Annotated in this window: 16 protein-coding genes; 6 read left to right on the top strand and 10 right to left on the bottom strand. The window is 39.5% G+C overall.

From position 1 onward, the window contains the following. Positions 1-18: 18 nt before the first annotated feature. Both MUA51_RS10195 and MUA51_RS10190 read left to right on the top strand, forming a co-directional pair. Positions 19-717, top strand: a complete 699-nt coding sequence (locus tag MUA51_RS10195; protein ID WP_262559741.1) for an MOSC domain-containing protein — start codon at positions 19-21, stop codon at positions 715-717. Between the two features lie 312 nt (positions 718-1,029). Then, positions 1,030-2,637 (top strand): BCCT family transporter, encoded by a 1,608-nt coding sequence (locus MUA51_RS10190; RefSeq protein WP_262560898.1) that lies wholly within the window; start codon positions 1,030-1,032, stop codon positions 2,635-2,637. A gap of 41 nt (positions 2,638-2,678) precedes the next feature. On the opposite strand, the gene cudC is transcribed toward MUA51_RS10190, so the two are convergent. Beyond that, positions 2,679-3,230 (bottom strand): choline uptake/conversion transcriptional regulator CudC, encoded by a 552-nt coding sequence (cudC, locus tag MUA51_RS10185; RefSeq protein WP_262559740.1) that lies wholly within the window; start codon positions 3,228-3,230, stop codon positions 2,679-2,681. Between the two features lie 219 nt (positions 3,231-3,449). Here cudC and betB point away from each other — a divergent pair, with 219 nt between their 5' ends. Together betB and betA are read left to right on the top strand one after the other, a co-directional pair. After that, positions 3,450-4,940 (top strand): betaine-aldehyde dehydrogenase, encoded by a 1,491-nt coding sequence (gene betB, locus MUA51_RS10180; RefSeq protein WP_262559739.1) that lies wholly within the window; start codon positions 3,450-3,452, stop codon positions 4,938-4,940. A 49-nt stretch (positions 4,941-4,989) separates the two neighbouring features. Then, a complete protein-coding gene (betA, locus tag MUA51_RS10175) occupies positions 4,990-6,696 on the top strand; it encodes a choline dehydrogenase (RefSeq protein ID WP_262559738.1) in 1,707 nt (568 codons plus the stop codon). A gap of 476 nt (positions 6,697-7,172) precedes the next feature. Here betA and hisIE read toward each other — a convergent pair whose 3' ends face one another. The 9 genes from hisIE to MUA51_RS10135 are packed head-to-tail and all read right to left on the bottom strand — an operon-like array spanning position 7,173 to position 14,085. Then, entirely contained in the window at positions 7,173-7,802 is a 630-nt protein-coding gene (gene hisIE / locus MUA51_RS10895) for a bifunctional phosphoribosyl-AMP cyclohydrolase/phosphoribosyl-ATP diphosphatase HisIE (protein WP_481906503.1), read from the bottom strand. Next, positions 7,793-8,557: an imidazole glycerol phosphate synthase subunit HisF gene (hisF, locus tag MUA51_RS10890; protein WP_481906502.1), complete on the bottom strand. Its 765-nt coding sequence runs from the start codon at positions 8,555-8,557 to the stop codon at positions 7,793-7,795. The genes hisIE and hisF overlap by 10 nt, the downstream gene beginning before the upstream one ends. Next, entirely contained in the window at positions 8,554-9,258 is a 705-nt protein-coding gene (gene hisA, locus MUA51_RS10165; protein ID WP_262559737.1) for a 1-(5-phosphoribosyl)-5-((5-phosphoribosylamino)methylideneamino)imidazole-4-carboxamide isomerase, read from the bottom strand. Before hisA ends, hisF begins: the two co-directional genes overlap by 4 nt. Then, positions 9,251-9,826, bottom strand: a complete 576-nt coding sequence (hisH, locus tag MUA51_RS10160) for an imidazole glycerol phosphate synthase subunit HisH (RefSeq protein ID WP_262559736.1) — start codon at positions 9,824-9,826, stop codon at positions 9,251-9,253. Before hisH ends, hisA begins: the two co-directional genes overlap by 8 nt. Beyond that, complete coding sequence (hisB, locus tag MUA51_RS10155) at positions 9,823-10,404, bottom strand: imidazoleglycerol-phosphate dehydratase HisB (protein WP_262559734.1); 582 nt, start codon at positions 10,402-10,404, stop codon at positions 9,823-9,825. Before hisB ends, hisH begins: the two co-directional genes overlap by 4 nt. Further along, positions 10,388-11,398: a pyridoxal phosphate-dependent aminotransferase gene (locus tag MUA51_RS10150; RefSeq protein ID WP_262559733.1), complete on the bottom strand. Its 1,011-nt coding sequence runs from the start codon at positions 11,396-11,398 to the stop codon at positions 10,388-10,390. The genes hisB and MUA51_RS10150 overlap by 17 nt, the downstream gene beginning before the upstream one ends. Then, a complete protein-coding gene (gene hisD, locus MUA51_RS10145) occupies positions 11,391-12,653 on the bottom strand; it encodes a histidinol dehydrogenase (protein ID WP_262559732.1) in 1,263 nt (420 codons plus the stop codon). The genes MUA51_RS10150 and hisD overlap by 8 nt, the downstream gene beginning before the upstream one ends. Beyond that, entirely contained in the window at positions 12,643-13,257 is a 615-nt protein-coding gene (hisG, locus tag MUA51_RS10140; protein ID WP_262559731.1) for an ATP phosphoribosyltransferase, read from the bottom strand. The genes hisD and hisG overlap by 11 nt, the downstream gene beginning before the upstream one ends. A 21-nt stretch (positions 13,258-13,278) precedes the next feature. Further along, positions 13,279-14,085, bottom strand: a complete 807-nt coding sequence (locus tag MUA51_RS10135; RefSeq protein ID WP_262559730.1) for an ATP phosphoribosyltransferase regulatory subunit — start codon at positions 14,083-14,085, stop codon at positions 13,279-13,281. Between the two features lie 265 nt (positions 14,086-14,350). On the opposite strand from MUA51_RS10135, the gene MUA51_RS10130 reads away from it, so the two are divergent. Then, positions 14,351-14,680, top strand: coding sequence for a hypothetical protein (locus MUA51_RS10130; protein WP_262559728.1), 330 nt, complete (start codon positions 14,351-14,353; stop codon positions 14,678-14,680). A gap of 19 nt (positions 14,681-14,699) precedes the next feature. Next, on the top strand, positions 14,700-14,870 hold the full coding sequence (locus tag MUA51_RS10125; protein WP_262559726.1) for a hypothetical protein: 171 nt from the start codon (positions 14,700-14,702) through the stop codon (positions 14,868-14,870). Positions 14,871-14,938: the final 68 nt, after the last annotated feature.

The following is a 14,938-nucleotide window of genomic DNA, read 5'->3' as shown; positions in this document are numbered from 1 at the left end:
AAAGAAAGGGGAGATACGATGACACGTCAAATTCAAAAGCTTTATATAGGTAAAGTAAAAGAATATGGGGACCCGAGCGCTGAAGACCTGATGTCACAAACATGGACGACTGCGGCTTTTAAACAAGAAACTTCAGAACCAGTATGGCTTGGTAAAGAAGGACTTCAAGGAGATGCTGTTGGAGATACACGTCATCATGGTGGCGCTGAAAAAGCATTATTTGCGTATGCTGCAGATCATTACGCAGTGTTTAGCACGCAATATGAACAAGATATTCCTGTTGGGAGTAATGGAGAAAATATTTCTGTGGTAGGAATGGATGAACAAACGGTTTGTATCAGTGATGTTTATCAAGTAGGAGAAGCGGTGATACAGGTTTCTCAACCGAGACGACCCTGCTGGAAACCTAGCCGTCGTTTAGGTATTCTGGACTTTGCTAAGATGCTAGAAGACACAGGCAAGACAGGCTGGTACTATCGCGTGCTAAAGGAAGGGCATATCCAACAAGGAGATGCATTATTACTGCAAGAACGACCACATCCTGATTGGACGATTCAGCGCATGAATGACACGCTACAAGGAAAGGCAGATAAGACAGACATACAAGCATTGCAAGAAGCAGGTTTTACGCCTAAAAGTTGGCATGCTAGCTTAGAGAAACGTCTGACTGGTGCATCGGTTGACGACAGTGCGAGATTGTATGGTCCCAATATCTAACCGAATATAATGAAATATCTACTTTTCTGAAAAGGTAGGTATTTTTAATGATTTTAAAATAAATAATTATTACCTTTGAATGTATAAAAATACAACGTTAAGTAATTACTTAACGTTATTAACCTACTTTACACCATTGTTTTGACAATGTTTAATTGTTGTTTTAGTTATATATATTCATAATAAAACATGTATGTTATTGAATCGAATTTGCATTAAAATGTAATCTTCGTTAGTCTAAAGCAGAAGTTATCTCATATTGTGCGACAGATTAATGAAGGGGGATTCATTGTGCATAAAGATAATAAATTGATGGATTGGATCGTCTTTTGCGGTGCAGCGTTTGTGTTGTTACTCGCTGTTATACCAATGATGGTATTTCCAAAACAAAGCCGTTCCGTCGTTGTTGCGATGAATGAGTTCGTTACAACAAATTTAGGTGCGACATATCTCGTGTTAGGTCTCGCCATTTTTTGTTTTGTATTATATATTGCGTTCGGTAAATATGGCTCGGTCACATTAGGACGTGCAAGCGATCGACCGGAATTTAGCGACTTTGCATGGGCATCTATGCTTTTCTGTGCCGGTATTGGTTCAGATATTTTATACTGGGGTGTCATCGAGTGGGCGTATTACTATCAAGGACCGCCACAAGGCGCAAAACCAATGAGTGATGCAGCTTTAAGCTATGCGACAATGTATGGCATGTTCCATTGGGGACCGATTGCATGGGCGATTTATGTCTTGCCTGCGTTGCCGATTGGTTATTTAGTTTTCGTAAAGAAACAACCTATTTTTAAAATTAGCCAAGCATGCCGTCCCATTTTAAAAGGACAAACAGATGGGTTTATTGGTAAACTCGTCGATATTTTATTCATTTTTGGTTTGATCGGTGGGACTGCGACATCACTTGCACTCGGTGTACCGATGATTTCAGCAGGACTCGAGAAATTGACAGGCATCGATGGCTCCAGCATGGTTGTAAAGAGTTGTGTTTTAGTAGGCATTACAATCGCCTTCGCATACAGTTCTTATCGTGGATTGAAGAAAGGGATTCAAGTATTAAGCGACTTGAATGTTTGGTTGTCGTTCCTATTACTCGGTTTTATTTTTATTATTGGACCAACTATTTTTATTATGGAAACAACAGTTACAAGCTTCGGGAATATGATTAAAAACTTCTTCCAAATGGCAACATGGCTAGAACCGTTTGGCGGTGTAGGCGGCCGTGAAGAGACAAACTTCCCACAACAATGGACGATTTTCTATTGGGCTTGGTGGATTGTATATGCACCATTTATTGGGTTGTTCATTGCACGTATTTCAAGAGGACGTACATTGAAAGAGGTCATTCTCGGAACAATTGTCTATGGGACATTTGGCTGTGTGCTGTTCTTTGGTATTTTTGGAAACTATGCGACATACCTACAAATCACAGGTCAATTTGATGTTGTATCATTTTTAAATTCACATGGTACGGAAGCAACGATTATTGAAGTGGTCAATCATTTACCATTTGCGCCGGTATTGATCGCATTGTTTATTCTATCAGCCTTTTTATTCTTAGTTACAACGTTTGATTCTGCGTCATATATCGTAGCGGCAGCAACACAATTACGTGTGAAGGGTGAACCGCTCAAAATGAATCGATTATTCTGGGCATTCGCATTGTGCTTATTGCCATTCTCATTAATGCTCGTCGGTGGTGAACGTGCGCTTGAAATATTGCAAACAGCTTCAATCGTCGCCGGTGTACCACTCATTATCATCTTTGTTATTATCATGATATCATTTATGATGATCTTGTCTGGTGACCGCATTGCATTACAAACACGTGCAGAACGTTTTAAAAAGATTGAGCGTCGTTCACTACGAATTTTACAGGTTAGTGAAAAAGATGACGAAGACAATAATTTATAGCAAAAAAAGAAGTCTGACACACGCTTGTCAGACTTCTTTTTTTAAGCATTTTCATCTGGAATTGGAAAGTAGTTAAAGATTTCCCCGGATTTAATCGCATCGCTGATTGAGTTGAGCCATTGATAATACAGTCTTGAGTGTGTCATGTGTGCTTTGACTTCTTCTGCTTCTTGTCTCACATCATCTTCTACATCATCAGCTGTTATAATCACATCAATCATCGCTTCTGCTTCTTGCAAGGCAGCCATATTAATCTTGATTTCACGATACCATTTTTGTGTGAAAAAGTTGCTGAAAAAAGCAAAGAAGTCCTTTTCAGCTTCAAAGTGTTGTTTACGGCTTCCACGTGTAAAGCGTTGTTTGACCACATCAAACTCTTGTAGCTTTTTGACCCCTGCACTCATACTCGGTTTACTCATCTGTAATTCGCTACGCATCTCATCCAAAGTCATGCTGTCTTCAAACAACATTGTGCCATATAAATTGCCTGTGCTGCGGTTGATCCCATATAAATCCATCGTCTCTGCGATAGAGTTGATAACGATATCTTTCGCTTCTTCTAATTGTGATGCGTAATCTGCCCCATTTGTCATTTTATGGTCACCTCCCTTAAGAAACCTATCGGCTAAATTGTACGCTTCTTTTTAACAGAAACACAAGTTTTTCTAAAAAAAAGAGTCATTTTAAAAAAAGTGCTGTGTATTTAATAGTACACCATAGGGAAAGTTGACACTATTTTAACATATGTGTTAGAGTTAAGTTTGTGAGATTCGTTAAATAAAAACTTAACAAACTTAACAGAGGTGTATAGGATGGAATCAATTAAAAATTTATCACGCCGTCAATTTATCGATGGTGAGTGGGTTGAAAGTAGTAATCAAAACACACGTGACATTATTAATCCATACAATCAAGAAGTCATTTTAACTGTTGCAGAAGGTACAACAGAAGATGTGGAACGTGCCATTCTAGCAGCACGTCGTTCATTTGATGAAGGAGAATATGCGCAAGCAACAGCTGAATATAAAGGGCAAAAAGTACGTGAACTTGCCGACAAAATTAAAGAAAATCGTGAAAATTTAGCAGAGTTAGAGTCATTAGATACAGGTAAGACGTTAGAAGAGTCTCGTGCTGACATGGATGATATCCATAATGTATTCATGTATTTTGCTGGTTTAGCTGATAAAGAGGGGGGTGAGTTAATTGACTCACCGATTCCAAATACTGAGAGTAAAGTTGTGAAAGAACCTATTGGTGTTGTCACACAAATCACACCTTGGAATTATCCTTTACTTCAAGCATCATGGAAGATTGCGCCAGCTTTAGCAACAGGTTGTTCACTCGTGATGAAACCTAGTGAGATCACACCATTAACAACAATTCGCGTATTTCAATTGATGGAAGAAGTTGGTTTCCCGAAAGGCGTTATCAACCTTGTATTAGGTGCAGGTTCTGAGATTGGCGACATCATGTCAACACATCCAGAAGTAGACTTAGTGTCATTTACAGGTGGTATCAAAACTGGTAAGCGCATTATGAAACAAGCTGCTGACCATGTAACAAAAGTTGCGTTAGAGCTTGGTGGTAAAAATCCAAACGTCGTATTTGATGATGCAGACTTTGACTTAGCCGTTGATCAAGCATTGAACGGAGCCTATTTCCATGCAGGACAAGTATGTTCAGCGGGTTCTCGTTTAATCGTGCACAATGCCATCAAAGATGAATTTGAAAAGGCGTTAATTGATCGCGTTAAACATATCAAATTGGGTAACGGCTTTGATGATTCAACAGAAATGGGTCCACTTATTTCTGCAGAACATCGTGAAAAGCTAGAAAGCTATATGGAAGTGGCGAAAGAAGATGGTGCAACAATTGCTATCGGTGGAAAACGCCCTGACCGTGAAGATTTACAAGATGGCTTTTTCTTTGAACCAACAGTGATTACAAACTGTGATACATCAATGCGCATCGTTCAAGAAGAAGTATTCGGACCTGTTGTGACAATTGAAGGATTCGACACAGAAGAAGAAGCCGTTCGCCTTGCTAACGACTCAATCTATGGCCTTGCAGGCGGTGTGTTCTCAAAAGATATTGGTAAAGCACAACGTGTCGCAAACAAACTACGCATGGGAACAGTTTGGATTAACGACTTCCACCCATACTTTGCACAAGCACCATGGGGTGGTTACAAACAATCTGGTATCGGTCGTGAACTCGGTTCAGCTGGTTTAGAAGAATATCTTGAAATGAAACATATTTTGACAAATACAAACCCAGAGCCAGTCAATTGGTTTAAAAAATAAGTTACACAGAGAGACAATCACTTGAAGTTAAACTGAAGGAGGATGTTCAATGGGTAAAGCATACGATAAAATGTACGACTATATTATTATTGGTGGCGGTAGCGCTGGATCAGTATTAGGTGCACGCTTAAGTGAAGAAAAAGATAAAAAGGTGTTAGTACTTGAAGCTGGTCGCAGTGACTATCCTTGGGACTTATTTATTCAAATGCCTGCAGCGCTGATGTATCCATCAGGCAATCGTTTCTATGATTGGAAATACGAAACAGATGGCGAACCACACATGGGTGGACGTAAAGTCTTCCATACACGTGGTAAAGTTCTTGGTGGATCAAGCTCAATTAACGGCATGATTTATCAACGTGGTAATCCATTAGACTATGAAAAATGGGGAAGCCCTAAAGGTATGGAAACTTGGGATTATGCACATTGCCTTCCATACTTCAAACGCTTAGAAACAGCATTCGGAGCGACACCTAATGATCCAATTCGTGGGTTGAACGGTCCAATTAAGTTACGTCGTGGACCAGCAGACAATCCACTCTTTCACTCATTCTTTGACGCAGCTGTGGAAGCGGGTTATAAGAAGACGCAAGACGTGAATGGTTACCGTCAAGAAGGTTTTGGTCCATTCGATAGTCAAATTCATAACGGACGTCGTGTGTCAGCATCACGTGCATATTTGCGTCCTGCAATGAAACGTAAAAACTTAACAGTCAAAACACGTGCCTTTGTAGAGAAGCTACACTTTGACGGAAATACCGTGACAGGCGTAACTTATAAACGAAACGGTCGCTTGCACAAAGTATTAGCACGTGAAGTGATCTTATCAGGTGGCGCATTTAACACACCACAACTATTACAACTTTCAGGTATTGGTGACACAGAATACTTAAAAACATTAGGTATCGAGCCACGCTTGCACTTACCAGGTGTCGGTGAAAACTTTGAAGATCACCTTGAAGTATACATTCAACATACTTGTAAGGAACCTGTGTCTATGCAACCAAGCTTAGATAAGTGGAAAATGCCATTCATCGGTTTAGAATGGATCACACGTCGTACAGGTGCAGCGTCAAGTAACCACTTTGAAGGTGGCGGATTCGTACGCTCAAATGATGACGTATCTTATCCAAACTTAATGTTCCACTTCTTGCCACTTGCTGTCCGCTACGATGGACAAAAAGCAGAAACAGCACATGGTTACCAAGTGCACGTTGGTCCAATGTACTCAAACTCACGTGGTAGCTTGAAGATTACATCAACAAATCCATACGTAAAACCTAAGTTTGTCTTCAACTACTTATCAACAGAAGAAGACAAGCGTGAATGGGTAGAAGCTATTCGTGTTGCACGTAACATCTTGAACCAACCAGCAATGGATCGCTTTAACGGTGGAGAAATCTCTCCAGGACCAAGCGTTCAAACAGATGAAGAGATTTTAGATTGGGTACGTCGTGATGCAGAAACAGCATTGCACCCTTCATGTAGTGCGAAAATGGGACCTGCTTCAGATCCAATGGCAGTTGTAGACCCATTAACAATGAAAGTACACGGCATGGAAAACTTACGTGTTGTTGATGCATCTGTTATGCCAACAACAACAAATGGTAACATCCATTCACCTGTACTTATGTTAGCTGAGAAAGCGGCAGATATTATCAAAGGTGTAAAACCATTAGAACCAGAACATGTTGATTACTATGTTCATGGTAAAAATGACCCAGAAGATGGCGCTGTAACATCATATCGTATTTAAAAATATAGGTCTTTAACGGCATATAGTTTGTGTCGTTAAAGGCTTTTTTGTTAGATGTAAGTTTTATAAAAAATAATTTACATAAATGAGGTATACGAACACAAGAACATCTAACGATAGTTGAGCCAAAAAGAGGATGTTATGTTGTTTTTGGTGAATAGAGATCAACTCTGATATCTTTTAGATCTTCTGTTTTGATTTCAGTTGAATAGCCATGTGCAAATGAATGTGCACATAACAATTCACATGATGCCAATACATACGAAAGTGATAAGTTTCATCATTGAATACCTAAAGGAAGGGGCTGGGACATAATAAATTTGTTTTCTTGGGAAGCAATATACGGTGTCTCAACCTTTTTAGTTCCATAAGGAAACATTGTTATTTGTTAAAGATAATGCATATTGAAGAATCGAACTGTACAAATAGTTATAAAAACCATGCCGCAATGATTTTGGGCATGGTTTTTACGGTTATCACCAATTCTCAATATCTTGGCGTTCGCCTTTAAAGTTGTTTTGTGTATTGTGTCGTTCGCTAAGCAATGATTCAACTTCTTCAATTGTTACGCCTTGTTCATGTAAGAGTACGAACAAGTGGTACAGTAGGTCGGCACTTTCTGCAATGAGTTCGGAACGGTCATTTTTCATAGCGGCAATGACGACTTCAAATGCCTCTTCACCGAACTTCTTAGTGATTTTTTCTTTACCTTCTGCTAATAGGTATTGTGTGTATGACTTATCTGATTGCTCGGCTGCACGTTGTTGAATCGTTGTTTCGAGTTGTTGCAGTTGGTAAGGTGCTGTTGTGTTGAAGCAACTTTGTGAGCCAGTATGACATGTGGGTCCTTGCGGGCGTACAAATAATAAGATCGTATCATCGTCACAGTCGAGTCGAATGTCGACAACCTGTTGTGTATGTCCGGAAGTTTCGCCTTTCTTCCATAAACGTTGCTTAGAGCGTGAGTAGAACCATGCGACACCGTCATTCACAGTACGTTCAAACGCTTCTTCATTCATATATCCTAGCATCAATACTTGTTGTGTTGTTGCATCTTGTAAAATAGCAGGTAAGAGTCCTTTGGAAAAGTCTGGTTTTAGTGCCATCTAACTGGAATCCCTCCTTGATCGAGTGTCGTTTTAATCGCTTTAACGGTTGTTTCTTTATCGTGTAGTATACTCGCAGCCAATCCAGCTGAGACAGGCGTTTCATTGAATAGCTCTACAAAGTGTTCGGCGTTTCCACCGCCTCCCGATGCGATGATTGGAATGTTCACACGTTGCGCAATGCCGTTTAAATGTTCAAGATCAAAACCATTTTTCATACCATCATAGGCCATACTTGTTACGAGTAATTCGCCTGCACCAAGTGCTTCTACTTCTTGTACCCATTCATACACACGCTTGTCTGTACGTTGTTTGCCACCATGTGTACAACAGTAGTAATCATCTGTTTCAGGATCATATTGGCTATCAATCGCAATACAGATACATTGACGTCCGAATTTTTCACTTGCTTGGCGAATAAGGTCGGGATTTTTGAGTGCTGCAGAGTTAAGAGATACTTTGTCAGCACCATGTTTGAGTAGCTGAGAAATATCATCTAGTGATGAAATGCCACCACCGACTGTTAGTGGAATAAACAGCTGGGATGCTGTTTTTTCAATAATATCTAATGTTAGATCGTGACCTTGTTCAGTTTTAGAAATATCTAGGAAAACAAGTTCATCAGCACCGCTATCGTTATAATACATCGCTAGTGCCACGGGATCTCCAATGTCGCGTAAACCTTTGAACTGGATGCCTTTTACGACCCGTCCATCCTTAACATCGAGGCAGGGGATGATGCGTTTTTTAATCATCGCAATCCCTCCCAGAAATCAGGTTGATTTGCGGCTTTTCCTACAATAGCTGCAGCAACACCTGTCTCTTCAAGTTGTTGCAAGTCTGCTTGATGACGAATGCCACCTGAAGCAACCACAGGAAGATGTGTATGTGCTGCAAGTTGTGCTGTTCGTTCAAAGTTAGGTCCTTGTAGCTTACCGTCTTTTGAGATGTCCGTATAAATCACACCACCGAGCGGTAAGTGTTCAATGGCAGATACATAATCAAATAAGTTCAATTTGGCATCTTCTAACCAACCGTTGATTTTAATATCTGTATCATACGCATCAACGGACACATAAAGTTTCCCGGGAAATAACGTTGCCATTTCTGTCAGCCAGTCAATATCTTGAATGGCTTTTGTGCCTACAATACAATAGTCAACGCCATGGGAGAAGTAATTGCGAATCGTATCAACATCACGAATCCCACCACCGACTTCGATAGGTTTTGTACTGCTATTGATCAATTGGCGAATGTAGTCCATTTCGATTGCACGTTGTGACTTGGCACCTATTAAGTCAATGATATGAATACGGTCGACACATTCGAACTGCTGATAAAATTGAATGCTGTCTTCTGCTGAACGTGTCATTGTCTCTGATGTGTTATAATCTCCCTCTGTTAAGCGCACGCTTTGTCCTTCGATAAGGTCAATTGCTGGCCATAGTTTAAGCATGTTGCCATCCTCCTTTAAGTGTTTGTGCGAGTATATCTAAGCCACTTTCACCACTTTTTTCCGGATGAAATTGAATACCGATATAACGTCCATTTTGCACAATACCTGGAATATCTGTGCCATATTCTGCATAAGCCACGACATCTTCATTCATCGGTGCTTGATAGCTATGAACGAAATAAACATCTTGAGTTAAGTCAGTTTTAGATGAGATTAAATTATTCCAACCAAGATGTGGAACGGTATAAGGGGTTTGTATTTCTGTAATACGCCCTTTTAGAAGTCCAAGACCAGACACATGACCTTCTTCACCCTCTTCATACATCAGTTGCATGCCGAGACAAATGCCGATGATCGGTTTGTCGTATTGTTGAAGGACTTGATCAAGTTCATATTGACGAATTGCTGTCATCGCATCTTTGAAATGTCCGACACCGGGTAAAATAAGTTGGTCAGCAGCTTGAATGGTTGTTGGATCACGTGATAAGACAACTTCGTATCCTAGGTGTGCCACGGCTCGTTTAACGTTATGAATATTACCGAGTCCATAATCTACAATGACAATCATGATTCAATCACACCTTTAGATGATGGAATACGTTGTGATTGCGCAGGTGCCAGTGCTTGCTTCAGTGCACGGGCAAAGGCTTTGAAAATCGCTTCGATCTCATGGTGTGTATTACCTTGGTGTAACAAATCGATATGCACCGTTAAGCGTGCATTAATCACAAATGCTCGGAAAAATTCTTCAACGAGTTCGGTATCAAATTGACCGACTTTCTCTTTACTGAATGTCGCATTGAAGTTGAGATAAGGACGCCCGCTAATATCTACAACAGCACGTGCGAGTGTTTCATCCATCGGTAAATATTGTTGGCCATAACGTTCATAGTAAGGATTTTCTTGTGTGAATTGTAATAGCAACTGACCTAAGACGATACCGATATCTTCTGTTGTATGGTGATCATCGACCCATGTATCCCCTTGAACATTAATATTCAGAGAAAGGCCACTGTGAAAGCTGAAGAGTGTCAGCATATGATCCAAAAATCCAACCCCCGTATGGATGGAGCTCTCTTGATTGGACTGCGATAGGCTCATATCAATTTTTGTCTCTTTCGTTTCACGTTTAATTTGAAAGGTCATGTTGTTCACTCCATTCTTTCACGATAGTTTCAAAACGATCCATATCTTCATCGCTTACAATCGAATAACGGACACAATCACTCATCTGTTGCTCTGTAATTGGATTATAGAATCGTGGTTGAAAACCATGTGATTTTACATATTCACCAAGTGCCACAGCTTGTGTTCCTGCTGTTAAAATAAAGTTTGTTTCACTTGGGTAGAGCACTAATTTTTCATCAACGTAGCGTTTGAAAATATCTTTAAGACGTTCGCTTAAAGCACGTTGTTTAGCGACAAATTTCTTCGTTGAATCTGGATGTTCAAACAAATATGTCGCAATACGCAGTGACAAAATGTTGAGTGGATACGGTTGTTCGATTTGACGTACAAGATCAAGTGTTGTTTCTGTCCCCACTAATACACCTATACGCAAACCGGCAAGCCCAAAAGCTTTTGATAATGTATGCATCACAACGATATGGTCTTCTAATGTGATATCAAGTGGTGTTGAAAAGTCGATATATGCTTCATCAATCACAAGATAACCACCAAGCATTTTCATTTTATCTGCAATTTGTAAGAGGTATGTTTCATCAAAACGCTGACCTGTTGGATTGTGTGGATTGCTTAAAATAAAGAAACTTGGCTTGACTTCATCGATACGTGTTAATACAGCTTCAATTGGAAATTGTAAATCTGTCGTTGCATCTACAAATTCAATTGGACGTCCCACTTGCTCAGCGAATGATTGATACATAAAGAAGTCGGGGTTTAATGTAAGACAAGGTCCTTCAGGCATAATAAACATCAATTTTTGAATGAGTTCATCAGAGCCATTGGCGGCACAGACCTGTTCTTTAGAAAAGCCGCCGAAATAGTTGGCATACGCTGTGCGGAAGCGGTCATAGTCATCATCATGATATAAGTTGTAATCTTGATTGTTGAGTATATCAAAGTATATTTCCGGTGATAAAGGTGTCATCGGACTTTCATTTTTATCCATTTTAATCATTGTGTTCCCCTCGCATTCTCACTATTAGAGATTGTTGATGATTGTATAACTGTTCGTCTTGTGCAATTGTTGCTGCGGCACGATACGTGTCTTGATACGTGTCTTGTGATAGTTGAATGACTGTATGTTTGGTTAAAAAGTCGTTGACTGACAAGCCGTGTTGAAAGCGTGCAGTACGGTTTGTTGGTAATACATGGCTAGGGCCCGCAATGTAGTCGCCAATGGCTTCGGGTGCATAGCCACCTAAAAATAGACTACCGACATAGTGAATATATGGTACAAATTGCTCTGGTTGTGCAGTTTGAATCGATGCATGTTCTGGTGCAATGTCATTCATCAGTTGACAGCATACATGAAAGTCCTCTGCATGAATGGCATAGTGATAGTTACGTAAACTTGCTACAACGATATCTCGACGCTCAGATGTTGTAACAAGTGCTTCTAATCGTGCTTCCAATTGTTCAAGCAAGTTCCAGTCTGTGGAAATGACATAAGTACGTGCCATTTCATCATGTTCGGCTTGTGCTAATACGTCATAAGCAACGGCTTCTACATCACATGTGTTATCAATGATAAGTGCAATTTCGCTAGGTCCAGCAATCTGGTCAATCCCCACTTCGCCGTAGACATATTTTTTGGCATAGGCAACGTATTGGTTTCCGGGGCCAACAATTTTATCTACTTTTGGAATTGTTTCTGTCCCATAAGCCAATGCAGCGATACTTTGCGCACCACCGACTTGATAGACATGATCGACACCGACAATATGACAAGCAGCTAACACGCTTTGAGCAACACCATTTTTCTGTGGGGGTGTTACAACAATGATCTCTTTGACACCTGCCACTTTAGCGAGCGTTGCAGTCATTAACACAGTAGAAGGGTAGCTTGCTTTACCACCTGGTACATAGACACCAACACGTTCAATGGGATGATATACTTCATACATTTCTTGGTTATTTTGTTGATTTTGGTAACGAATACTTGATTGATAGTCACGAATACGTGAATAACTCAGCTCTAAAGATTGGCGTAAGTCTGCATCTAATGTGTCATATGCTTGTTGTAATTGAACTTGTGGGACTTCAAGCGCCTCCACTGTTACACGATCAAACTGTTCATTATATTGATATAATGCACGGTCACCTTGTTGCTGTACGGTCTCACAAATTGCCGTAATTTGCTCATGCAAGCGAGTATCTAATTGGGCTGTTGTTTGGTATTGGTTAAGAAATTGTTGTGTATTATAAATCAATGAGCGACACTCCTAACATCTTAATAAAAGCATCAATCTCTGCCGATGCTGTAAAAAAGCTTTGACGGTTTGTAATGAGTTGTGCTTGCACATCTGTAATAAATTCCTTCTCGACCAGTCCGTTTGAACGTAACGTGTTACCTGTTTGAACGATATCAACAATCCCATCTACCATCCCGATAACACAAGCAAGCTCAATCGACCCAGACAATTCAATCAATGATACATCTCGGCCAGTTTCTTTAAAGTAGCGTTGTGCCGTTTTAGGAAACGATGTTGCAATTTTTCGGTATTCTGTCGTGTCTTCAAAGGCAGCTACTGAGAAATGGCAAGCACCAAATGGTAGTCGAATCAGCTGGTTCACATCATAGGATTGTTCAGCTAAAATATCGCTTCCTGTAATGCCGATATCCGCAATCCCTTGTTCCACATAAATCGGCACATCATTGCCTTTTACAAATAAGAAGTGATATTGCTCTGTTTGAATTTGAAGTTGCCGATCGCGAGACTCAATTAATTGAACTAATTCTTCTTCTCCTTGTTGCTTCAAATAAGCGATAAAACTTTTTAATAATCGTCCCTTGGCTAATGCAATTGTCAGCATGCCAGTACCCCCTTTGTATCCTTATAAAGTGAGACCGAGTCCAAATCCTTCAAGTGCACCCTTGTAGTAACCGCCATTTAATGTTGTTTGACGCTCTTTTAGCACCGCATTGATAAAAATTCCTTTGTAGTAAGAGCGTGGTGGTTGAGGCGTTAAGTCCAAATGGATTTTGTGAATTCCAAGAGAACGGAAGAAACGATCCCAGTGGTTGAGTGTTGCCACAATTTGATGGCTTGCATCAAAACGTGTATTGAGTTGTTGTAACTGTTCATGTGTCGGTGTCAACAACAGTTGCACAAGCGGATGATCGACACCGAGTTCCGTCTTCAATGCAGAGATGTTTCGTTGTGTAATCCACGTCATCACATTATCCGTTTGTTGATTGCCTAACAATAAATGAACAAGTTCGTAATGACCGATAATCACATAATCAATGCTATCGTTTAACGTGTCACGAATATAGTCATAGAATGTCGTGAAAGCTTGATGCATCGCTTGAATCGTCGGTTGATAACATTCGAGACCGAGTTGAGTGGAAACTTTTTGATGTCGAACAATCGGTCCAGAATATGCGACGGATTGATGTCGACGGTCATACTGCTGATAGTAGCGCACAAGTTGATCTGTAAAGTCATTGCGTAGGGCAAACAACTTCTCGTGATCTTGCCACACACTCCGTTCTTGCATTTGTTTCAAATCATCTGAAGTTAACGTCTCCCAATTCAACGTTTCAATAAACGATGTGTCAATCAGCTGAAATTCACGTTGTTCAGCTAAACGTAAAAAGGCAACTTCATTTAACTTCGACGTAATCAAAGCATTTTCCATTTTGCCAACCTCGCTTTCACTCTCTACCAAACTAAAGTGTTTTTATAATATGAATATCGTAGCATACAGAAATAGAGTTTTCAACAGAATAATCAGAAAAATATTTCAATTCTGTCTTGTAAGGGGTTGAATTTTGATGCGAGTCATAGAATGTTATAGTGAAAGGTGTTATGTTTTCAAATAGGGAAGTAAATACGGATAGTGGAACATCATTCAATGGGCATATAAATTTGATTAAAACTAAAAAAGAAAGTGAGTGGTTTAAATGAATCATGAAGAATTAGAATCTCAACTTTTATTAATCAAGCAATCCATAGATGTTTTACAAGAAACATTAGCACCTGATTTAAAAACAAAAGACTTAGTTTTATTGCGATACGGTTATCGTGTTCATGAAATTCAACGTTTAAATGATTACTTGTTCAAATTAACAACGAATAATGAAAAAGTGCCTAAGCAGGAATTTAGAAATAAACTATGTGAAATAAGAAGTCTTCCTACAATTCCAATGAGACAAGTAAATGATATTTTAGAAGGTTACAAAAATAGTCACTTACATGTGAAAGTGATCAACGATATGTTGCGTCATGATTAATTGAGGTGATTTATAAAAAATGAATAGAAGAAAAGTGTACTTAATATTGTTAATCGTGACATTTATTCTATTTAAACTTGTATTACCAGAAATAACAGGTAATTATAACTTTATCACACGCTTATTTGGTGTGATTCCATTTGTATTCTTTATTTTATTTATATGTAGCAGGGATAAAAAAGAAAAATAGGAATATGTATTGATAATGTAAAGAAAAAAGCAAAACTGAGCTTTTAGGAATGATACGCCGTACTCAAT

The sequence above is a fragment of the Staphylococcus sp. IVB6214 genome (genome assembly GCF_025558585.1).
In the GTDB taxonomy this organism is placed as follows: domain Bacteria; phylum Bacillota; class Bacilli; order Staphylococcales; family Staphylococcaceae; genus Staphylococcus.
This window is presented reverse-complemented; position numbering and strand designations above follow the sequence as displayed.